At 48.8% G+C, this 20,215-nt stretch carries 17 protein-coding genes; 7 read left to right on the plus strand and 10 right to left on the minus strand.

Features of this window, described 5'->3' with window-relative positions:
* Nucleotides 1-294: 294 nt before the first annotated feature.
* The 4 genes from HYX48_07000 to HYX48_07015 are packed head-to-tail and all read right to left on the minus strand — an operon-like array spanning nt 295 to nt 3,210.
* Entirely contained in the window at nt 295-540 is a 246-nt protein-coding gene (locus HYX48_07000; protein ID MBI2743648.1) for a hypothetical protein, read from the minus strand.
* Nucleotides 541-543: 3 nt separating this feature from the next.
* Nucleotides 544-1,104, minus strand: coding sequence for a hypothetical protein (locus HYX48_07005; protein MBI2743649.1), 561 nt, complete (start codon nt 1,102-1,104; stop codon nt 544-546).
* 37 nt (nt 1,105-1,141) lie between these two features.
* The gene (locus HYX48_07010; GenBank protein ID MBI2743650.1) at nt 1,142-1,381 is read right to left on the minus strand and encodes a hypothetical protein; all 240 of its coding nucleotides are present in this window, start codon (nt 1,379-1,381) and stop codon (nt 1,142-1,144) included.
* An 11-nt stretch (nt 1,382-1,392) separates the two neighbouring features.
* Nucleotides 1,393-3,210 carry a tetratricopeptide repeat protein gene (locus tag HYX48_07015; protein ID MBI2743651.1) on the minus strand — a complete coding sequence of 606 codons (1,818 nt, stop codon included), beginning with the start codon at nt 3,208-3,210 and terminating at the stop codon, nt 1,393-1,395.
* A gap of 583 nt (nt 3,211-3,793) precedes the next feature.
* Here HYX48_07015 and HYX48_07020 point away from each other — a divergent pair.
* A complete protein-coding gene (locus tag HYX48_07020; GenBank protein ID MBI2743652.1) occupies nt 3,794-4,597 on the plus strand; it encodes a hypothetical protein in 804 nt (267 codons plus the stop codon).
* Nucleotides 4,594-6,816: a primosomal protein N' gene (gene priA, locus HYX48_07025; protein ID MBI2743653.1), complete on the plus strand. Its 2,223-nt coding sequence runs from the start codon at nt 4,594-4,596 to the stop codon at nt 6,814-6,816. Before HYX48_07020 ends, priA begins: the two co-directional genes overlap by 4 nt.
* A 3-nt stretch (nt 6,817-6,819) precedes the next feature.
* On the opposite strand, the gene HYX48_07030 is transcribed toward priA, so the two are convergent.
* Complete coding sequence (locus HYX48_07030; GenBank protein MBI2743654.1) at nt 6,820-7,053, minus strand: HigA family addiction module antidote protein; 234 nt, start codon at nt 7,051-7,053, stop codon at nt 6,820-6,822.
* Nucleotides 7,054-7,488: 435 nt separating this feature from the next.
* On the opposite strand from HYX48_07030, the gene lysS reads away from it, so the two are divergent.
* Nucleotides 7,489-9,069: a lysine--tRNA ligase gene (gene lysS, locus HYX48_07035; protein MBI2743655.1), complete on the plus strand. Its 1,581-nt coding sequence runs from the start codon at nt 7,489-7,491 to the stop codon at nt 9,067-9,069.
* Nucleotides 9,070-9,073: 4 nt separating this feature from the next.
* Entirely contained in the window at nt 9,074-10,324 is a 1,251-nt protein-coding gene (locus HYX48_07040; GenBank protein MBI2743656.1) for an MFS transporter, read from the plus strand.
* Nucleotides 10,325-10,489: 165 nt separating this feature from the next.
* Here the strand turns inward: HYX48_07040 and HYX48_07045 are convergent, their stop codons facing one another.
* The 4 genes from HYX48_07045 to HYX48_07060 form a co-directional block, all read right to left on the minus strand.
* Complete coding sequence (locus HYX48_07045) at nt 10,490-12,133, minus strand: leucine-rich repeat domain-containing protein (GenBank protein MBI2743657.1); 1,644 nt, start codon at nt 12,131-12,133, stop codon at nt 10,490-10,492.
* Nucleotides 12,134-12,448: 315 nt separating this feature from the next.
* The gene (locus HYX48_07050; protein MBI2743658.1) at nt 12,449-12,724 is read right to left on the minus strand and encodes a hypothetical protein; all 276 of its coding nucleotides are present in this window, start codon (nt 12,722-12,724) and stop codon (nt 12,449-12,451) included.
* The gene (locus HYX48_07055; GenBank protein ID MBI2743659.1) at nt 12,721-14,160 is read right to left on the minus strand and encodes a cysteine--tRNA ligase; all 1,440 of its coding nucleotides are present in this window, start codon (nt 14,158-14,160) and stop codon (nt 12,721-12,723) included. Before HYX48_07055 ends, HYX48_07050 begins: the two co-directional genes overlap by 4 nt.
* Before the next feature lie 11 nt (nt 14,161-14,171).
* On the minus strand, nt 14,172-16,856 hold the full coding sequence (locus tag HYX48_07060) for an AMP-binding protein (protein ID MBI2743660.1): 2,685 nt from the start codon (nt 16,854-16,856) through the stop codon (nt 14,172-14,174).
* An 88-nt stretch (nt 16,857-16,944) separates the two neighbouring features.
* On the opposite strand from HYX48_07060, the gene HYX48_07065 reads away from it, so the two are divergent.
* From HYX48_07065 to HYX48_07075, 3 genes are all read left to right on the plus strand, one after another.
* Complete coding sequence (locus HYX48_07065; GenBank protein ID MBI2743661.1) at nt 16,945-17,220, plus strand: hypothetical protein; 276 nt, start codon at nt 16,945-16,947, stop codon at nt 17,218-17,220.
* 326 nt (nt 17,221-17,546) lie between these two features.
* Nucleotides 17,547-19,112: a hypothetical protein gene (locus HYX48_07070; GenBank protein MBI2743662.1), complete on the plus strand. Its 1,566-nt coding sequence runs from the start codon at nt 17,547-17,549 to the stop codon at nt 19,110-19,112.
* Nucleotides 19,113-19,400: 288 nt separating this feature from the next.
* Nucleotides 19,401-19,667, plus strand: coding sequence for a hypothetical protein (locus HYX48_07075; protein MBI2743663.1), 267 nt, complete (start codon nt 19,401-19,403; stop codon nt 19,665-19,667).
* On the opposite strand, the gene HYX48_07080 is transcribed toward HYX48_07075, so the two are convergent.
* Complete coding sequence (locus HYX48_07080; protein MBI2743664.1) at nt 19,644-20,213, minus strand: biotin transporter BioY; 570 nt, start codon at nt 20,211-20,213, stop codon at nt 19,644-19,646. The genes HYX48_07075 and HYX48_07080 overlap by 24 nt on opposite strands.
* Nucleotides 20,214-20,215: the final 2 nt, after the last annotated feature.

Genomic DNA, 20,215 nt, shown 5'->3' on the forward strand with positions numbered 1-20,215 from the left:
ACCACAACCACATTATAATTAAAATAATTATTTTACTTTTGACACCTACAATTCCCCTAGCTAAGTAGTTCTTTAAACGGAGAAGTTGAGAGAGGATTAACCGCGGAAGCGGTGACATTTGCTAGCCCCGCATGGAGCGAAGCGGAACGTGGGGAAGAGAATCCTGCCCACACACACCAGAGCCGGCGGTAGCGGCGAAATAAACCTCTTTCCCTGATGTCAAGATGAAAACCAAATGTTCCAGTTATGTAACAAAAAGACCCATTCATCTTGTGCGGGTGTTTTTATTACATACTACTCTTGAGTCAAAATAAGCCTTCTCGAACGCTCATCAAAACTGGATAAATTGTCTTCCGTGTATATACACACCGTGATTTCTCTTTTAAAATCACTCTCTCTATCAGGAATGTGTTCGTGGTGGTGTGCTTTATTATTTAAGAGCAGCTCAAGAGAATCCTTTAATTCCCGAGCCTCTTCAGGCGTTAAATAAAGCGTAACCTTATCGAATTTCTTCTCTGAATTTAGGTCGTAGATTCTCATAATTCACAAAATCTGTTCATAAACGCGAAAAACAGGCTTCGCATCTCCTGGATTGTCTTTGCGATACTGTTCAGCAAACTGCTTAACTATGCGAATTGCGACAGCAGACGCAGTTACATCTCTTTCTGTTATTTGCAGATCTTTTCTTTCGAAAGAGACCCTATTATTTTCAAGCACGGGATAGACCCCGCTCTCTTCTTGGTCTTTTGCTTCCCAAATTTGAGAAACCGTCTTGTACTGATTCGGCTGAACTGCAACCTCTCCAAACACTCGAATAGCACCCTCAGCTCTATCTTGACCTCCTTCGATAGATATCAGTATCGAAGAGGAGTTGGCAGCGGAGTCAAGATCACATTCAGAGATCTTTACTATTTGTACACTTCCCAAGTGTTTCAGCGATTCCACAACATTATTAAATATCACTTCTCGATCGAATTCCGCATGAAGGACAACTTGAAACTCCTTCATTTGATTCAGGGGGCCTAACGCTGCTGTTCGATTGTCTTGATTTACACCACAACTCGGCAAACAAACCAAACACATAAAAACGATGATGGATCTCATTAATATCTCCCCGGTGCAATGATATGAGGCTTTACTTTCACTTATCTTCTTTTATCAGTTTTATCGATCTAGGATTGAAATTTTCTAAGTTTTTTTCATCGTACAAACAGATAGTGATCTCTTTTTGATAGTCATCACTCGACAAATGAGAATGTTGCAACTTAGGATTGTCCAATAGTTGGTTCAAATAACCTCGCAACTGCATAGCCTCTTCTTTAGTTAAAAAGATGCTAACATTGTCTAACTTTTTATCAGATTCATCATCTAAAATTCTCAAAATATTACCTCCTATTTATGAGGAACGTCGATCGGATACACTCGACTGATTTCTCGCCATTCATGATCAACGAAGTGCTGCAAATGCAAATGAGGACTCTCATGTGGATACGGTCTATTAAAATCAAACCTCACTTTCCTCAACCTATCTTTAGAAAGAAATACTGAGTCCCCTGCTGAATTTCTGATCAAATTTGTTCCTTCGCCTAACCAATCCGATACTTCTTTTTCCAATTGTGCAGTTTTGATCGCTTTTGCTGCATTATGTTGAGTGCGCCAAGTTTGAGAAGTTTGAAGAAGGGCTTCCGATTCATGAACAGCAGATCTAGCCAAGGTTTCGAAAGATAGAGCACTATTGGCCTTTTTTAGATTCAAGTAGGCCTGAACACCTTTCGCTGCTTTAGAAACCGCAAAAATACTAATTCCATATTTTCCAATGATCTTGCCTGTAAGCGTTCCCTTTTGAAACTCATCAAGCTGATCGAAACGGTCAGCAAGCTCTTTGATTTCTGGAATACATTCTTTAAGCAGAGAAGGATTTTCTCTGAGATCTTTTACGCATTCTTTGCAGCTTGAGATAAACTCAACGGATACTTGCTTGGGGTTCAATGCAAATGAGATCAAGCCATTGGCCAGACCTGACGCAGAATGTGCGAGGGAAGGGATAAAGTCTATAGCTCCTTCAATTCCACCTTGCAGAACACCCCAGGCCATACCTGCTTGCATCAGCCCAGTAGCATATTCCAAACGGCTGTCTGAATTATCAGCGCCTAAAACATCACCAAGAGGCGTGACTTTGACCCCCGACTGCAAATAATCTTTTAATGAAGACTCTATTTGACCTGTTTCAAAATAGGCTATAGCTCGCTCCAAATAGGCATCTTTCAATTCTGGCTTTTTTTCTATTACTGAATTAAGAGACTGAATCGCTTCATGATAAAGGCCTAGTTCCGACTCTGCAACGCCCTTACAAAAATAGGCTTCAACAGGCAAGTTATTCTCTTCCAAATGTCCAGCTTTTTCTATAAGAGCAAAAACATCTTCCAAAGCCTCAAAAAATTTGCCCTGGTCATAATTGAGAAGACCTCGCTCATATAATGCCTTCAGAGACTGATGATTTTTTATGCAAGCATCATAAATTCCAAAATAACAGGTTTGCACATCCTCACGTGCCCTCTCTATAAGTCTGGTAACTACACTACGTTGCTGCTCGAGTAAGTCAATAAGCTGATTTAGGCGCGCAAGATCTTCTTCGCATGTAACGATGTCACCTGTGCGATAAGCATAATCATCGTCATCATCATAATAACCATTCCCTTCACGCTTAATGATAAGGCGAATTTCGCGAATCCTATTTTCGCAACGTTGGCATGAAAGACGCAAGAAGTCGAGATAGGTGACGAAACAATCTTGAATATCATGGTCAAATAAGACAAAAGCATTACTAACAGTTGCATATCCCTCATCATAAGGAAATAGCCTCTTCATCCCCCCATATTCACCATTTCTTTTAATTGTCATGAAATCATGAGGCGAATCTTTCCAAGAATAGGAAAATCGACTTAAAGGAGGCCAGGATACGTTGCTTAGCAAAGAAAATTCAGGCTTTCCGACTTGAAATGTGTTGCTTGCAAATTTCATTCCATTAAACACATGCTTAAAAGAAGTCGCCTGGATTTGATCAATAAGACCTTCAAAAGTGCGAATGACACCAAAGACTCGCTTATCTTCGCTTGTTCCGCAACCATAGGAACATTGAAGATGCGGCTCTTGAGAGCTCGCAGCCCTGATGAAGAAAATTAGCGAAAATAAAACAAAACGAATTGTCATAATCAATTACGAAGTTATTTGATGAGAAAACACTCCTGCAAATCTCAATTTTGGGCAAGGGATTTTATTTCAGAAATAAATCCTAATATCAGGTTTCGATCAGATGAATTGGAGTCTGCGAGAAGATAGAGGATTTCCTCCCCTTCGACCGCGACTCCTACGCAAACCCCCTCTTCTCCCTCGACTAAAAACCTCCTACTCTTTGACCGAGCGAAGAGAGGTCCCTGGAGTGCGGCGCTTTGCGCCGCCCCGACTCCTCTTCGAGCAGCACTGTTAACAAGATCTCAAAAAATTAGGGCGGCGCAGAGCGCCGCACTCCAGGGATTTCGCTCCGCTCAATCAAAGAGGAGAAAGATTTTAAAGAACTCCTTCCTAAAGAAAGGAGATTCTCTTCGGCTTAAGGATAAAAGAGAATATGAATCCCGCCTAGACTCGGCCCTGAAGAGCCGAGATTGCGGCGAGGGGCCGTTCATAATTTTTTAAAAAATCTTAATAGCATACTTACGGACAGTCAATAAAATCCGTAGATGGCCAATATAGAGCCTGATTGCAATTTTGCGGGCGGGTGCGCATACTCGGGAACATGAAGAGAGAACTTTTTAAGGAGCTCGTCAAAGGAGCTCAGCTGCTGGTGAAGGAGGAGGCGAAGGCGAGAAGCTCGCTTCTGACCTCGAGGGAGAACGCCGCTTACTTTAAGAGAAGCGTGGCGCCTGAGAAGGTGCAGACGACGCAGATCATCTTCTCTGCACCGAAGAGAGCTGCGCCGACGCAAGAGCCTCCAGCCCCTCAGGTAGCGGTAGTAAAGAGGCCTGTTGAGGCGCCGCCGTCTGCAGCTCCGCAGCCAGCTGCTGCTGCCCTGCCGGTAAAAGCGCAGGCGACTTCTGTGCAACCTGTGCGGACAGCGCCCCAGGTTCCTGCAAACGAGTGGAAGCTTGCGCTCGCGCGCCACTTCCCGAGCATGCCCACTGTCGATCGTCCTCCGGATGATGCGCGTGCAATCGAGATCTCTTCTCGCTGGAAGAGGCACCTTCTCTCTGCCTCTGTTCTTATCCTCTATTTTGGAGAAAAAGAAGAGGAGCTCCTCTACCTAAAGAATCTCGCCAAGGCGATCCATACACAGATCAAGCCAACAAAAATTTTAGATGCGCTCAGCTTAGAGAAAGAGAAGAAGTGGGAGCTGACTTTTCAGCTCAATCAGCTAGAGCTGATCATTGCCGATGAGGCTAGCCTCTTTAAGCTGCCAGAGTTGAAGCGCTTCTATCAAGCTCCAACATCGGTCTCGCTGCCGATGGTCTCAAAAGTGCCTCTCATTCTTCTTAATCCCGAGGTCAAACTCGATAAAGCTGCTCTCTGGAAAAAGATATGTCTGATCCTGAAAACGGCATGAGCTTCGCCTCTGTTCTTCTCGACGATGGCATCGACAAGCCTCTCGACTACAAGATCCCTCAAGAGATTACGGGATGCGGCATCGGCATGCGCGTGATGGTGCCTCTGCGCGGCAGGCCCAAGCCTGGCACGATCATCACCCTCAAAGAGACGCCCGAAATTGCAAATGTGCAGAGCATCTTAAAGCTCCTCTCCGAGAAGCCAGCGATCTCGCCCGCCCTCTTTACTCTTGCGGAGTGGATGTCGCGCTACTACTGCACTCCGATGCGGCGCGTTCTTAAAGTGATGACCCCGCCTGGCATGCGTAAAGATGCAAAAAAGCGCACGCAGCTCTTTATCACCTCTCTCCTTTCAAGACCGGAGCTCGCCTCAAAATGCGAAGAGATTAGAGGCAAGTACCCGCAGCAGGCGCAGGCGCTGGATGCTCTTCTCATGCACCCGAAAGGACTGCTTCTTACCGATCTTCTGGAAAAAGCGCAGATCTCAAACAGCCCTTTGCAGACGCTGATTAAGAAGAAGATTCTCCACGCAGAGGCGATCGCATCTGAGCGCTCTCCGATCGATGAGCAGGAGGTCTTTGCAACGAAGCCTAAAGAGTTAAAAGGCGAACAAGCGGAAGCTCTGCAAAAGATCAGCAGCAGTCTGCACAGCGGCGAGTTCGCCGCCCATCTTCTCTTCGGCGTAACGGGAAGCGGGAAGACCGAGGTCTACATCCAGGCGATGGAGCAGGCTCTCTCTCTTGGCAAGGGAGTGATCTTCCTCGTTCCGGAGATTCTCCTCACCTCGCAGACGCTGGAGCGCGTACGCACGCGCTTCTCTGAAAAAATTGCCCTGATCCACCACCGCTTAAGCGACGGAGAGAGGCACGACACCTGGCGCAAGATCCAAGATGGAACGATCCGCATCGTGATGGGCGCGCGCTCGGCTATTTTTAGCCCGATGCCAGATCTGGGACTTATCATCGTCGATGAGGAGCATGAGAGCGCATTCAAGCAGCAAGAGGAGCAGCCCTCATACCATGCGCGTGAGGTTGCTCTGATGCGCGCCAAGATCGAAAAGGCGACCGTTGTGCTTGGCAGCGCAACTCCCAGTTTAGAGAGCTACCAGAACGCTCTGCAGGGAAAGTATCAGCTCTCCATCCTCTCCAGCCGCGCCGAGCAGTCGGCACTTGCACCTGTGGTTCTCGTCGACATGCGTCTCGAATTTGCAAAAGCGAAGGGGTTCACCCTCTTCTCGGAAAGACTGATCGAAGCGATCAAAAAACGGTGCAGACTAGGCGAACAGGCGATCCTACTTCTCAACAGGCGCGGCTACCACACCTCCTGCCTCTGCGCCAGCTGTGGATACATTGCGCGCTGTCCCAACTGCGACCTTGCACTCACCTACCACCTAGGCGAGAAGATCCTCGCCTGCCACCTCTGCGACCATCGACTGACGCCGCTTCGCTCCTGTCCCGAATGTAAGGCGGAAGAGACGATCAAATTTAAGGGAGCGGGAACCGAGATGGCAGAGCGCGCCCTGCACGCGGTTCTACCAGAGGTGCGCACCCTCAGAATGGATGCGGACACCACGCGCCACAAGGGCAGCCACGAGCTCATCTTCAGACAATTTCGATCGGGAAAAGCAGATGTGCTTATCGGAACGCAGATGGTTGCCAAGGGGCTCCACCTCCCCTCGGTTACGCTTGTCGGCGTTCTCAATGCCGATAGCTCGCTGAATATCCCCGACTTCCGCGCTCAGGAGAAGTCGTTTCAACTCCTCACGCAGGTCGCAGGAAGAGCGGGAAGAGCCGAGCTTGAAGGAGAGGTGATCGTGCAAACCCACATGCCAGAACACGACACGATGCGCCTTGCAACGGCTCAGAACTACGAGGCCTTCTTCCAAGAAGAGCTGGAGGTGAGAAAACTTTTCAACTTCCCTCCCTTCTCGCATCTTGCAAAGGTCGTCTTCTCTGGCTCATCGCAAGCCAAGACCCAAGAGGCCTTAGAGCGATTTCGCTCTACCCTTATCACAAACCTGCCCCCCTCGTTCCAACTCATGCCCGTTGTCGCTTGTGGGCATCCTAAAATTCAGACCCGCTACCGCTTTCAGTTTCTGATCAAGGGCAGCAGTCCCACTCTCCTCTCCCAGAAGCTCAAGCTCACCCAGCAGCAGCTCCCTCCCCCTCCAGGTGACATCCGCACCCTCATCGACATCAACCCCGAAACCACCTTCTTCTAAGTTTTAATCTTGAAGGGCAATCCAAAATTCGGGTGAAGTTCCCAATGCATCAGAAAAATCCAGAGCAATTTCTTCAGTAATCGAACGCTTACCATGAATGATGGCGCTCAGTTTTGCTTGGGTCCATCTTCCCCCCAAATGTAATGCAAATTCCGACTGGGAGATCCCCAGGGGGATTAGGAACTCCTCTAACAAAATTTTTCCTGGTGAGGTCGGCTTTCTGTGTGTAGGTAGCATATGTTTTTCCTAATGATAATCAATTAAAACATCCTTTTTATATCGATTTGTTATTATTCAACATCCATTTTTCAAGATTTTTTCTTTCTTAATCGCGGAAGCGATGTAAGGCGCTAGCCCCGCGTGTAGCGAAGCGGAACGTGGGGAACATCGGACCCCTAAACACATAAGAGCCGCGGTAGCGGCGAAAGAGATTTATGTCGCCGCTACCGCGGCTCTTTGATAGGGGGATCTCCCTTCCCCACGTTCCGCTTCGCTACACGCGGGGCTAGCGCCTTACGCCACTTCCGTGGCTAAGAGTGAACTTTCTCTTGATGTTTATAATAAAAACTCAGCGATCAGAAAGAGTAATCCAAGTGGAAGGTGGGAGAGGTTGCGCTTTTGCGGAGGCCACGGTATACTTGGGAGGTTAAATTTTAAATTGAGTGGAGACGTATGAGCTTTCCTGAGCCAGATTACCATCAGCATGAGGAGTTCCGCAATCGCAGCATGAAGCTGGCAGAGATTCGCCAGATGGGGATCGATCCCTACCCTCACAAGTATACGCCATCGACTTCGATCGAAGACCTACTCGCCAAATACAATGATAAAGAGGTGGGGCATAGCGAAGAGGCTGGAAATGGCGCAACCGAGAAGGTCACGATTGCAGGCAGGCTGGTTCTATTCAGAGCGATGGGAAAGAACGCTTTCGGACAGGTTCAAGATGGCGCATCGCGCGTGCAGATCATGTTCAACCGCGACCTAACAAAGGTGCGTGGATTAGATGGCAAAGAGGAGGAGCTCACTCCGCTTAAATTCATCGAGAAGAAGCTCGATTTAGGCGACATCGTGGGAGTTGAAGGACACCTCTTCCGCACACAGAAGGGCGAGCTTACGATCTTTGCTAAAGAGGTTACTCTTCTCTGCAAATCTCTACTTCCTCTGCCGGACAAGCACGCCGGAATCGCAGATGTGGGCGTTCGCCACCGCAAGCGCTGGCTCGACCTGATCAGCAACCCAGATGTTCTTCAGCGCTTTCAGATGCGAAGCCGCATCCTCCACTTTGTGCGCGGCTACTTTCAAAAGCAGGGATTTCTAGAAGTTGAAACTCCGATTCTGCAGCATATTTACGGCGGCGCAGAGGCCAGACCCTTTGTAACCGAATTAAATGCTCTACACCAGGAGATGTACCTGCGCATTGCGCTCGAGCTCTCACTAAAAAAACTGGTTGTCGGAGGAATGGAGAAGGTCTTTGAGATCAGCAAGGTCTTTCGCAATGAGGGTATCGACCGCACGCACAACCCAGAATTTACAATGCTGGAAGCCTACGCCTCCTACTGGGACTATAACGACATGATGGTCTTTACGGAGAAGCTCTTCGAAGAGATCGCTCTCTCCCTTTTCAACACCACAAAGATCCGCGTGAAGACCCACTCTGGCGACGGAGAGACCGAGATCGACATGAAGACCCCCTGGAAGCGGCTCACGATGAAAGAGAGCATCCGCGTCTATGCAAGTATCGATGTCGATGCGCTCACTGACGAGCAGCTAAGAGCAGTTTTAAAAGAGAAGGGGTCTGTAGATCCAAAGGTCATTGCGAAAGCAACGCGAGGTCTTCTGATCTCCCACCTCTTCCAAGAGCTTGTTGAGAAGCACCTAATTCAACCCCACCACATCATCGACCATCCGATCGAAACAACGCCTCTCTGTAAATTGCATCGCGATCCGAAAGTGCGCCTGGAAAACGTGGTTGAGCGCTTTGAGACCTTCATCAACGGAAATGAGTTCTGCAACTCCTACAGCGAATTAAACGACCCGGAGCTGCAGCGCCACCTTCTTCTCTCACAAGCCGAAAAGCGGCTTGCTGGAGATGAAGAGGCCCATCCCCTCGATGAGGAGTTTATCGAAGCGATCTGCCAGGGAATGCCACCAAGTGCCGGCGTAGGAATTGGAATGGACAGGCTCGTGATGCTCTTTACCGGAGCCTCCACGATCAAGGAGGTCCTCTTCTTCCCGCTGACTAGACCAGAGGAGTAGAACGATGTTTAAGATGTTTAAGTCGCAATCTCGTTTTTGGAGCGCCTGCTTAGGCAACCTGTTTGAACACTACGACACGGCGCTCTTCGGCTTCCTCTCGCCATTTCTCGCTCCCCTCTTCTTTCCCAAGCAGGATCCGATCACGGCGCTTATCCTCACCTACTCTATGATTCCGATGGGGATGCTTGCTCGTCCGATCGGTTCGCTCGTATTCGGTTACATCGGCGACAGATATGGACGCAAAAATGCACTCTTTTTAACTCTGAGCGGCATGGCTGTTGTCTCCGCACTCATCGCTGCATGCCCCACCCACGCCCAGGTTGGATTCTTTGCGCCGGCGCTTCTCTGCCTAGGAAGAATTTTGCAGAACTTCCTCGCTGCGGGCGAGACGATGGGAGGCGCGATCTTCCTTCTTGAGAATACGGAAGAGAAGCACCACGACCTCCTCAGCAGCCTCTACAACGCCTCTACAATCGGCGGAATCCTGCTCGCCTCTGCGGGCGCTGCACTTCTCAGCTACTACCATGTGATTGAAGGCGGCTGGCGCCTTCTCTATGTTTTTGGATGTATCACAGCCCTCTTCGGCTGCCTCCTGCGCAGAAATGTCGAGATTCCCAATGCAGCAGAGCCTTCCACACCCTCTATTACGAAGACACTCAAAATTTTCTGGGAGTATCGCAATAGCCTCCTGCTCATTGCAATCGTTTCAGGACTCGCTTATGCCAACTATTCGGTTGCGCTTGTAGTGATGAATGGTTTTGTTCCGCTGATCTCCGACCTCACAAAAGAGCAGATGATTGCGCTCAACACCTCGCTGCTCGTCTTCGACTTTGCGATCCTCCCCTTCTTTGGATGGCTCGCTTCGAAAGTCTCACGGGAGAAGGTGATGATCGGCTCTGCACTCGCCATTGCAATTAGTGCGATTCCCCTCTTTCTTCTTCTGAAGGGAGCCACGCTTCTCACTGTAATCGGCGTACGCATCTGCTTTGTTGTCCTGGGCGTCTCCTTCTTCGCTAGCTTCCACGCCTGGTCGCAGCAGCTCATTCCTCCTGCTCACCGCTACCTTCTGATCTCTTTTGGATATGCACTCGGATCGCAGCTCTTTGGAGGCCCCACTGCAGCCCTCACTCTCTGGGCATTCAAACAGACAGGCTCAGTCTCCAGTGCCGCCTGGTACTGGATCGCCCTCGCCCTCACCAGCAGCCTCGGCCTTCTCCTCGCCGCTCGCTCCCGCCAAAAAGCACTTTCAACTTGAAACGATCTTTTTTGGAGTGCGGCGACTCGGCGCCGCTTTTCTCGAGATCGACCTGGCGATCTCTCTTTTTAAAAGAAACATCGTCAAGCCGATGTTGAGAAAAAGCGGCGACAAGTCGCACGCACTCCAAAAAAGAAAGAGAATCTCTTTTCTTCTTACACAGCGCTAAGCGGGAAGCCGGACCATCGGGTTATAGCCGAGGAGACTTCTGCAGAGGGTGACGGCCGGCTGGACGGTGTAGTCGAGCAGGAGGTTAAAGAGTAAGATGGGCAGGTTGAGAAGAAACATGGGAGGCAGGAAGGTGAGGCCCGTAGCTGCAATGCCCACCATCATTGCGATTCCAACGGGGATTTCTAAAAAAGGTACGCGCTCTATTAATTCGCGCAACGTGTTTTCAATCACATACATCGTATTGAAAAACGGGTCCCCTAACTGGTGCAAGTAAGGAATAGAGAAGGTATCTCTAAACCAGAGAAAGAAGGGAATCTCAGCCAACTCCTGCGGACGTTTTAGTCCCATAAATAGAGGAAATTCTTCGTCTCCAATATTTACACGACGAGCCGCACGGCCAATTGCTCCCCAGTGAAACTCTCTTAAATGCGACATGATGCCGCTGCAGTGCTGACGAGCCACAGACTCGGGCAGAATCGCACGCCTTAGGTTACCATCACGTGTCAGGTTGCGTTCAATTGTTACAGTCGCATTAACCCTGCTTAGCACCTCTGGGATCGACTCAAAATCCGACACGCGAATTGTTAACCGTGTGAGATTTGTCAAATTTGCAAGTTCGTCAGGAAGAGTGCGCAGAAGCATATAAGGTGCGGCAAATTCGTTATTTTGCACTATTGAGATATCAAGCCGGGTTAGGCCTCTAAATTTTCCTATCTCAGGAGGAAGAGTGGCATAATTGAATAATGGCAAATAGGTGATCTGCTGGAGCTCAGCATCATGCGTATTCATCCACTCTCTTATTGATTGGGCGTCCCGTGCTACCTGAGCTGGGAAGATCGCTGGCGAATTTAGTCTTAAGTCATCCCATAGGCGTACTAGTGCAAAGTCTTCTTTAGACTCTATTGCGATGCAAGGCCCTTCCTGCTGCACAAATCTCTCTACACTAAATGAGTTTTTGCTGGTCTCTGTGTGGCGAACAAAATCTGCAAACATCTCCCCATGAACAGAGAGTCTATTTCGTTGACTTAGATGGAGCTCTCTTAAACAAGCAGCACTCTGAGTATGGAGAAGTTCTGCATCTGGGTCTAGGCGTCCTCGAAATACGTGCTCGGCACGCAGGCGTAAACTCTCCCTACAAACATATCTCTTCATGATTTGCAGAATGGCATCTTTCGCAGCCTCTCGAGCGGCCTCTGCTTCGACGAGAGTTTGATTGAAGGTGCGATACGCTTCATTCATCTCGCCAAAAAAAATAAGAGTCTTAGGATCAGTATGAATAAGTCTAGAAAAGAGTCGAGAAAAGAGCTCTGCAAATAATCCCATTTCTACTAGTGAAAACTGGGCTCTAATTAGACTGAAACGTCCTGCTAGCTCACCCCGCTGACGCGTGCACGCTTGCTCTTGAGATTCGCCCGCATTGATGAAGCGTCTGCTCTCTCGCACCATCTGCGCCTCATAGTCAGCACCTCTCATGAGAATCTGCAGGCCCACATCCACCATGGGATATCTGTTGCTATCGCGAAAAGCGCGGCTGACGAGAGAGAGAGACTTCTCCCTGTCGCAGAAGCTCAAGATAAGCGGCAGAACACCCTCGGTATCTTCTAGAGGGCGTGGACGAGAAACAGCTCTTAATGCCATAGGGTATCACCTAATATTTTTCTAAGTATTCTACCACAACAGCTAATAAAATTTGAATATTCACATCACTAAACAAATGTTTATTATCAAATGCATAATAATTAAATTTTTATTTAATTAGTTATTAGTCCAAAAAACTTTAAGATTGAAACGATCTTTTTTGGAGTGCGGCGACTCGGCGCCGCTTTTCTCGAGATCGACCTGGCGATCTCTCTTTTTTAAAGAAACATCGTCAAGCCGATGTTGAGAAAAAGCGGCGACAAGTCGCGCGCACTCCAAAAAAGAAAGAGAGTCTCTTTTCTTCGTCTGCACTCTTCAGTGGGTGTCGAGGAGCTGTTCGACGAGGGAGAGGCCATGAGGGGTGAGATAGACGGAGCTCTCTTCGCCTTTGATGACGAAGTTGGCTTGCGCGAGGTGCTTGACGATAGTGTCGATGCCGTGATCGTTCTGGCCGATTGCTCTGCCGATCTCATAGCGGTCTACTTCCATAAACTGGTCGCCGCGTGCGGTTGCAAGTTTATGGAGCATGACGAGGAAGAGCTCATCTTTGGTCGTTCCGGATTTACTGCCCTTCTTGGCGTGTTTATTCATGATGAGAGCTCTCGTTTTTTCTTGAGGCGCGCACCCGCGGGGGTGTCTTCGATCAGATAGCCTCTAGAGAGAATCTGATCTCTGCACTGATCGGAGAGCGCCCAGTTTTTTGTTTTGCGCGCCTCTTGCCTCTTTTCAAGAAGATCCTGGAGATCTTTGGGGATCTCCTCGTCTTCGGCTTCAAGCGGCAAGATCGCGAGGACTTGGTTGATACGATGCAGCAGTTTCAGCGACTCCTCGGCGTCTTTTTTGCTGACCTTATTCTGATCGGCAAGTGCGTTGATCTGCCTCACCATCTCAAAGAGAGCAGCAAGCGCGGATGAGATGTTTAAATCATCTGCAAGCGACTGTGTAAACTCGCGCAGCGCGTTCTGCAGAACGAGGTGAACAGCTCCACTCGAAGTAGTATTAGCCTCTTCCAGATGCGCAATCCCCTGCAGGCGGCTGACGAAGTCTGAGAGCCTCTCCAAAGAGTGCACCATTCCATCCAGTCCCTCGAAAGTGAAGTTGAGAGTGGATCTGTAGTGCGCGTGCAGAAGCATGTAGCGGATCTCTACGCCTTTGTACCCCTTCTTGATAAGATCGCGCAGCGTGTAGAAGTTGCCCAAGCTCTTAGACATCTTCTTCTGGTCGACAAGGAGGTGCTCGCAGTGGATCCAGTGGCGCACAAACTGCTTTCCAGAGAAGGCTTCGCACTGGGCGATCTCATTTTCATGGTGGGGAAACATGTTATCAATTCCGCCCACGTGAATATCGATCGTCTCACCGAGAATCTTCATCGCCATGGCAGAGCACTCGATATGCCATCCAGGGCGCCCTTTTCCAAGAGAGGTCTCCCAGAAGACCTCTCCATCTCGTTTTGCGTCGTAGCTCTTCCAGAGAACAAAATCACAGACGCTCTCCTTCTCATACTCATCTGCGCTAAGGCGTTCAGAAGCCCCTGGTTTGAGGGTAGCTAAATTTAGGTGAGAGAGTCGGCCATAGGTGGGAAAGGTGGAGATCTTGTAGTAGATGCACTCGTCGGGACCGCGGTAGGCGGCGCCACTTTCAAGGAGCTTTTCGATGATCTCGACCATCTCGGGGATGTAGTCTGTTGCGCGGGGATAGAAGTCCGCCTTCTCAACTTTCAATATCTCTAGATCTTCAAAAAAAGCTTTAATGTAGGGCTCGGTGAGCTGATTGAGCGTGAGTCCCTTCTCTTTTGCCGTGATGAGTATCTTATCTTCTACATCGGTGATATTCTGGACGTGGATGACCTCCATTCCAAAAAATTTTAGACTTCTTTTCAGAAGGTCTTCAAAGACGTAGGTGCGGAAGTTTCCAATATGGGCAAAGTTGTAGACGGTGGGGCCGCAGGTGTACAACTTAATCGTAGGGCCCACGATGCCCTCTTGCGCCTTCGTCTCTGTATTGTAAATTTTTAGAATAGTATTCACGGGTAGAGTCTCTAACTCAGCATTTCATCCAGAAGACGATAGTGTGTTTTACCCGTACCAGTCAAGGGGATCTCCTCTAATTGCCTCACTTCGGCGATTTTAACGAGTTTTCCAAACCCTCCCTCCTTTAAAGCGCCATTTACAGTCTCTTTATCGATCGTGAAAGTCGCAAAAAGCACGATAGTCGGCTTTTCGCTCTCCCTCTCCCTTACTGCAATGGCAAGAGAGGGGCCCTCCCCCTTCTTCGTCCCCCAGCTCTTATCCCGAGCTAGGCGGAGGAGCTCCTCTTCAAGGCCTCCCAAGCTCACCATCTCTCCGCCAATTTTGACAAAGCGCTTCAAACGCCCTGAAAGATAGAGATTCCCCTCCCCGTCGACATAGCCGCGGTCTCCAGTGCGGTACCACTCTCTTCCCTGAATGCTGATAAAAGGAGAAGGTCGCTTGTCGAGGTAGCCCTTAAATACGTTGGGTCCACAGACGCACACCTCCCCCTCTAGCCCGCTTGCCAGCGGCTCGAGAGTGGTGGCATCAATCACGCATAGCTCCTCTTCAGGAATGGCTCTTCCTACCCCCTTTCTTGGCATGTAGAGATCGCTCATCGTCACAATGGGGCTGCACTCTGTGATCCCGTACCCCTCTATCATCTCATGGCCAGGCCCGAGGCTTTCGACAAAGTCAAAGAGATCTTGAGAGGCCTTTTCAGCTCCCGTAACAAAGAGGCGAATCGATGAGAGCTCTTCGGGTTTGCCCGCGCGAAAAAGCGCCTTAATGAAGCTCGGCGCGCAGCAGAACATGGTCGGCTGCCAGTGTGCGATATCAGATGCCATCCCATGGCTATCAGTGGGATCTGGAGCGTAGACCACTTTCAATCCCGTTAGCAGTGGAAGAAGTCCTGTGACTGAGAAGCCAAAAGAGTGGAAGGGAGGAAGCACTCCATAAAGAAGGTCTTGAGCATTCAGGTCGACGCGCGAGAAGGCGGCTCTCTGATTGCTGAGCAGATTTCCATGAGAGAGAGGGACCCCTTTCGGGAGAGACTCTGTTCCACTGGTGAAGAGGATCACCGCTCTCTCCTCTTTCGATCTGTGATCGAGTTTAAGCGCTTTCAGCAGTTTAGACGCTCTCTTATGCGCAAGCAGAACTCCGCGCATCTTATCCTTCCAAGTGATGGAGAGGCGGATATCTTCCAAAAGCTGTATCTTCTCATCGATCTTGCCCAGCTCTCCAATCTCCTTTCTTCCCAGAAAGCGCATCGAGCTGATCACTGTTTTTAACTCGGCCATCTCCGCGCTATGGTCCAAAGAGCGCTGTCCTGCTGTCCAGTTGAGCATCACGGGCGTTTTGCCTGCGAGGTGAGTGGCGAGAATTAAGATGTAGACCGCGGCAGAAGAGGGGAGCAGGATGCCGATATTCTCTCCTGGCATCTCGCGAATTTTCAGCGAGAGCACAAGCGCTGCTCTCTTCACCTTCTGATATGTGAGTACGCCTGAGAGAGCATCTGCGCAAGCAACCGACTTTCCCATCCTATCGCTCATGAGTAGAAATGCCTCAGCGATCGTATCGCCCAGAGGGGCGATCGGCACTGCGCGCACAAGCTCCTGCGGCCAGGCGATTCGATCCAGCTGTTCAGACTCTCCCCTCTCCTCTCTTCTTCCTGCGGCCTCTGCAATTAGATCCTCAACCGTCTGAATATCTCCGGGAATCAGATCCACAATTCCATACCGTTCGTCGAGTAGCAGGTAGAGCTGCGTTACATCAAGCGAGTCGAGACCCAGGTCGTAGGAGAGGTGCATCGAGCGGTTAATCTCTTCGACAGGTCGTCTTGCGATTTTTGCAACTTCGGCAAAGATCTCTCTTTCGAGTTTTGCGGGGATCTGCGCCTCGCCCTGCACCCTCTTCTTCTTTTCAACTGTGGTGATTGTTGGAAGCTCCTCTTTCCAGAAAGAGTAGGAGACTAGAGAGACAGGCTCGGGTCCCTGATCGGGATAGCGGTTATACCAGTTCTCCAGATAGCGATTGAAGTCTAAGCGGCTCGCCTTAACTGGTAGATTTTCAGCTGCAAATTCGAATTCCACTTTTACGGTCCGTCTCGGTGTGAAGAAGATCCCATTTTTCAAGAGGATCTTAATCCCCTCTACTAACTTCTCACCAAAACCAGGGACCTTGCCTGTGAGAGCTCTCGAGAAGGAGCTTCCCCAGAGACCCGTTGTCCGCACCAGGACAACCTCTGTTTCAGGCGCATCTTTTAACAAGTTGTGGACAAATGAGGCTCCACCCAAAACTTCACTCCCCGTGAGCTTGAGCTTGCCTCCGGGATAGATCAGAAAGTTCTCTCCCGCCCTTCTCCGCTCATCGATCGTTTTTAATAGCTTGCTTATCTGTTTCGTCTTCCATGAGTTAACCTGCGCATCCATCGTCGGAAGCGGAAGCGCTCCAACCAGACGCATGAAGGCGTGAAAACCCTTGAGATAGAAGAAGTGCTCGACCACGAGCGGATGAGGGCGAAAAGGGCGCCAGAGAAGGAGCATTAGGATGATCGGATCGATCTCAGCCGGATGGTTAGGAAGAAAGAGAACTCCTCCCCCTCCTTTTAATCGCTTCTCCACCTCTTTTAGCCCAACCACCTGCACGCGGTAGCGCAGCGCGATGCAGCCACGGATGATCCAGCAGAGCAGACCTACTATTCTCTCTTTTGCCATATCGATAGATTGCCCTACTTACAATTTTTTAGAAACTGAGTAAAATAATTAATTGACAATTATCGTTTTTGCCTGAAAGACTGAAGATATGGGCCGCTCGCAAAAAAAGGATCTCCCTGAACGCTCTCTCTCCTCTTTTGTCGAGGGGGTCGCTCACCTTTTACGCTCTGAGGTTAGCTCTTTAAAAGACAAGAAGGTCTCTCAGCTCAAGACTCAAGGCGGTTCTGCCCATAAGATCGAACTGATCGCTGCCCTACTTCGCAAAAAGGCTCATGAATCTCGCTCTAAAAAGAGCAAGCGAAGAGCCTCCTCCCCCAAACGCCCTGTGAAGCCAGCACCTCGCCGTAAAGCCCCCGCACGTTAAGCGCTCGGAGCCCAGGCCCGCCGAGGAAAATGGACGATAATGGACATTCATGGACGAGGAATGGACAGGAAATGGACAGGCGGGCAAGAGAGAGGGAAAGAATTTCTTTCTTTGGCGCGTGTCCGTTTTCGTCCATTTCCGGTCCATTTTCTGTCCGTTTGTGTCCACTTCTTCTCCAAGCGCCTCCCTGACCTTAACAGCTAATAATTAGACACTTAAGATTGTTCGCAACACCTTAATTATGAGTTAGTTGCATTAAATAATTTAGTTTATTTTTTAATTAGTATTTGATATAATTAGCATTGTAATAACAGGTTTATATAATAATGGCAAAAAGACTAGATCAATTTATAAGCTCAGCTAAGGCTTTAGATTCATTATTGACAGAGGCTCCTTCTAATAAGAAGATGAGCGGGGATCTGCGCAGCAGGATCCAAAAAGTCGGTAAAGAAGTGATCGCGCATGCCACGCTTTCTAGGCTCGATTCGCCTTCTGCAACCGATGGACACTACCAAGAGCTAGCAACTCTATACGCCTCTATTACCAAGAGATATAACGCGATCGCAGCTGGTGGCGGATTTAAGTGGCTCTGCTTTAACGATACGGCGACAAAACGAACAGCGAAGAGAGCCCTAGACGAGTTAACAAAAACTTTTGCCCCTATCGCTCAGAAAAAGTGCGAAGAGGTACTGAAAATACAAGCAGAAAACGAGCGAGAACTCTCTTTTCTTAGCAAAGTGAATATTCTGAATCGCCTCTTTGACGATCCAGATGATAAGTTCGCAAACGAGCTCATCGCTTCTTCTACGCTTCATGACCACCTCAAAGATCTCGATTTTGCGCGTCACCTCATCAAACTCTATGCGAAATCTTATCCTGAAACTCTCATCAAAAACCTCGCAATCTGGCCAAAGGGTATTTTAGATAGCGCTCCAGAGGCTGCAGCTCTCTTGCAAGAACCTGCACACAGAGAGGCCTTCTGTAAACACTTCCAACTAGATCTGGAAAAAGTAGAAGCGCTACACAAAGTTTACCAGAATACCGAACCGAAACTCGATCAACAGCTTATGGGCCATCCTGGAATCTGTAATGGTTACACACTTACATTTCTAAGCAGCCACTGTCCTAAAACGGCCGCAGAGGTATCCAGCAGAGCGCGCTTTGTAATGGCGGGCTACATACTCACAATGCTAGAACCAAACTTCTCACCGCATAACCTCATCGCTATTGGATCTTATTTCCTCAAGAATAAGAAGCAGTTTAAGCCATTTTTTTCCGAAGCTCTTGATATCCTCGGTAAAGAGGGAGCAAAGAATCCCTACTTAATTGGAAGAATGGTAATAAAAAAACACTCGCCTCAGAAACTTCAAGAAGCATTTGAATTTAAACTCGCCGCATTAAAACAAGAGATCGAAGAGATCAGAAAAGAGGATGAGAATGCACCAGAGCTAGTTGATGGGGCAGCGCAAGTTAAATCCATCGAAAGCATTCTAAATGCGCTTAAGCCTCTAAAGAATTTCCAGAATAAGGTCCCAGAGCTTGTAATGAGCAAACTCGGGGTTACAGAACAAGATCTCCTCTTTAAAGAGTATCAACCATTGAGCAAAATCGACAAACTACTCATGGGCGTTCAGGAGCGATTAGGTAAGTTTAAGCTCAACTTAAGCCCAACTAAAGCGGGCGACGGCGGGCATACGATGATGCTCTGCTTCTCTCCTCCTACTTTCGTCGATCCTAACGATATCGACCCCGTTACCGCAGAACCTATTGTTCGGACCTTCTCTACTGCAAAAGAGATGCTCGAGAAGCTCCGCACATACCTATGCTTTACCTACATTGGGAAAGAGAACCGTCGGCCCTTCTTCAACCTCGTCCCCACCTCGACTTCCTAGAAGTTTTTAAGAAATTTTACACAGAGATCACAGAGACACAGAGGGGGAGGAGAAGAAAATTGCCGCGAAGCGGCAGAGCATCCGTATTTTCTCTTCTTTCTCTGTGTCTCTGTGATCTCTGTGTAAATTCCCTACTTCTTTTCTTCTCTTCTTTTTCTGTATCTCTGTGATCTCTGTGTAAATCCCCTATCGCAACTTTATTAAAAAAACAAATTTATAAATTTTTTAATTGTCAAAAACAGAGAGCCTTCTTACTGTTAAATTTTTATTAGCAGTAGGGAGGAGAAGATGGTTAGAGTAAGAAGAGGCGAAGCCCCAAGAGAGATGCCCTCAGTGCCTTCAAAGGCAGAACTGAAAAAAGAGGCGAAGTCGATTACTAATATCGGCATGAAGCAGATCCTTGAGCCGAATGCTCACCTCGACAAGAGAGTGAAACAGGCCACTAAGGATTTAAAAAAGAGAGAGGTTCTCTACATTCACAAGACAGAGTCTCATGAAGAGAAGATGACCTCAAAGGTTCTGAATAAAACCTTACGCTCTTCTAAAAGAAGATAGTTTCTTCAGCACCTGAGTGCAGAAGAGTGTCTTGAGTAGATCGCCTGCGAGAAATGGTAGCACTCCGAGGGCAATGGCTCTGCTTGCTCCGAGAAAACTAGCCAGATGCGCACATCCAAACAGATAGATCGCAATGTTTCCAATAGCAAGCGCTCCAAACATCTTGGCAGGCGTGCGGCTCTTCATTCTCTCGAAGAGCATGCCGGTAACATAGGCTGCTACGACGTAGCCAACTAGATAGCCAGCGGTTGGACCTACAAAGCAGAGGATGCCGCCTCTTCCGCCGGAAAGGACTGGAAGCCCGATCGCAGCTTGAAAGAGAAAAGCGAGAACGGCCATCGCCCCTTTTCTACGTCCAAGAAGAGCTCCAATGAAAAGAATAACGTGGCTCTGTGTGGCAATAGGTACAGGAGAGAAGGGAAGTGTGATTGCAAGCGGTGCAAAGGCGGAGATGAGAAGACTTGCAAGAGCAACTGTAGCTGCATCTCTTACCCAAGTTTTTTCTGTGATAGCCTGAGGAAGGGAGAGAGTTTGATTGTACATCATAA

The organism is Chlamydiales bacterium (genome assembly GCA_016185065.1).
GTDB lineage: Bacteria > Chlamydiota > Chlamydiia > Chlamydiales > Rhabdochlamydiaceae.

What these genes read in the sequence shown, in the direction of transcription:
- HYX48_07000 (MBI2743648.1), bottom strand. Translation starts at nt 540, where the DNA reads ATGAGAATCTACGACCTAAATTCAGAGAAGAAATTCGATAAGGTTACG.
- HYX48_07005 (MBI2743649.1), bottom strand. Translation starts at nt 1,104, where the DNA reads ATGAGATCCATCATCGTTTTTATGTGTTTGGTTTGTTTGCCGAGTTGT.
- HYX48_07015 (MBI2743651.1), bottom strand. Translation starts at nt 3,210, where the DNA reads ATGACAATTCGTTTTGTTTTATTTTCGCTAATTTTCTTCATCAGGGCT.
- HYX48_07020 (MBI2743652.1), top strand. Translation starts at nt 3,794, where the DNA reads ATGAAGAGAGAACTTTTTAAGGAGCTCGTCAAAGGAGCTCAGCTGCTG.
- priA (MBI2743653.1), top strand. Translation starts at nt 4,594, where the DNA reads ATGAGCTTCGCCTCTGTTCTTCTCGACGATGGCATCGACAAGCCTCTC.
- HYX48_07030 (MBI2743654.1), bottom strand. Translation starts at nt 7,053, where the DNA reads ATGCTACCTACACACAGAAAGCCGACCTCACCAGGAAAAATTTTGTTA.
- lysS (MBI2743655.1), top strand. Translation starts at nt 7,489, where the DNA reads ATGAGCTTTCCTGAGCCAGATTACCATCAGCATGAGGAGTTCCGCAAT.
- HYX48_07040 (MBI2743656.1), top strand. Translation starts at nt 9,074, where the DNA reads ATGTTTAAGATGTTTAAGTCGCAATCTCGTTTTTGGAGCGCCTGCTTA.
- HYX48_07045 (MBI2743657.1), bottom strand. Translation starts at nt 12,133, where the DNA reads ATGGCATTAAGAGCTGTTTCTCGTCCACGCCCTCTAGAAGATACCGAG.
- HYX48_07050 (MBI2743658.1), bottom strand. Translation starts at nt 12,724, where the DNA reads ATGAATAAACACGCCAAGAAGGGCAGTAAATCCGGAACGACCAAAGAT.
- HYX48_07060 (MBI2743660.1), bottom strand. Translation starts at nt 16,856, where the DNA reads ATGGCAAAAGAGAGAATAGTAGGTCTGCTCTGCTGGATCATCCGTGGC.
- HYX48_07065 (MBI2743661.1), top strand. Translation starts at nt 16,945, where the DNA reads ATGGGCCGCTCGCAAAAAAAGGATCTCCCTGAACGCTCTCTCTCCTCT.
- HYX48_07070 (MBI2743662.1), top strand. Translation starts at nt 17,547, where the DNA reads ATGGCAAAAAGACTAGATCAATTTATAAGCTCAGCTAAGGCTTTAGAT.
- HYX48_07075 (MBI2743663.1), top strand. Translation starts at nt 19,401, where the DNA reads ATGGTTAGAGTAAGAAGAGGCGAAGCCCCAAGAGAGATGCCCTCAGTG.
- HYX48_07080 (MBI2743664.1), bottom strand. Translation starts at nt 20,213, where the DNA reads ATGATGTACAATCAAACTCTCTCCCTTCCTCAGGCTATCACAGAAAAA.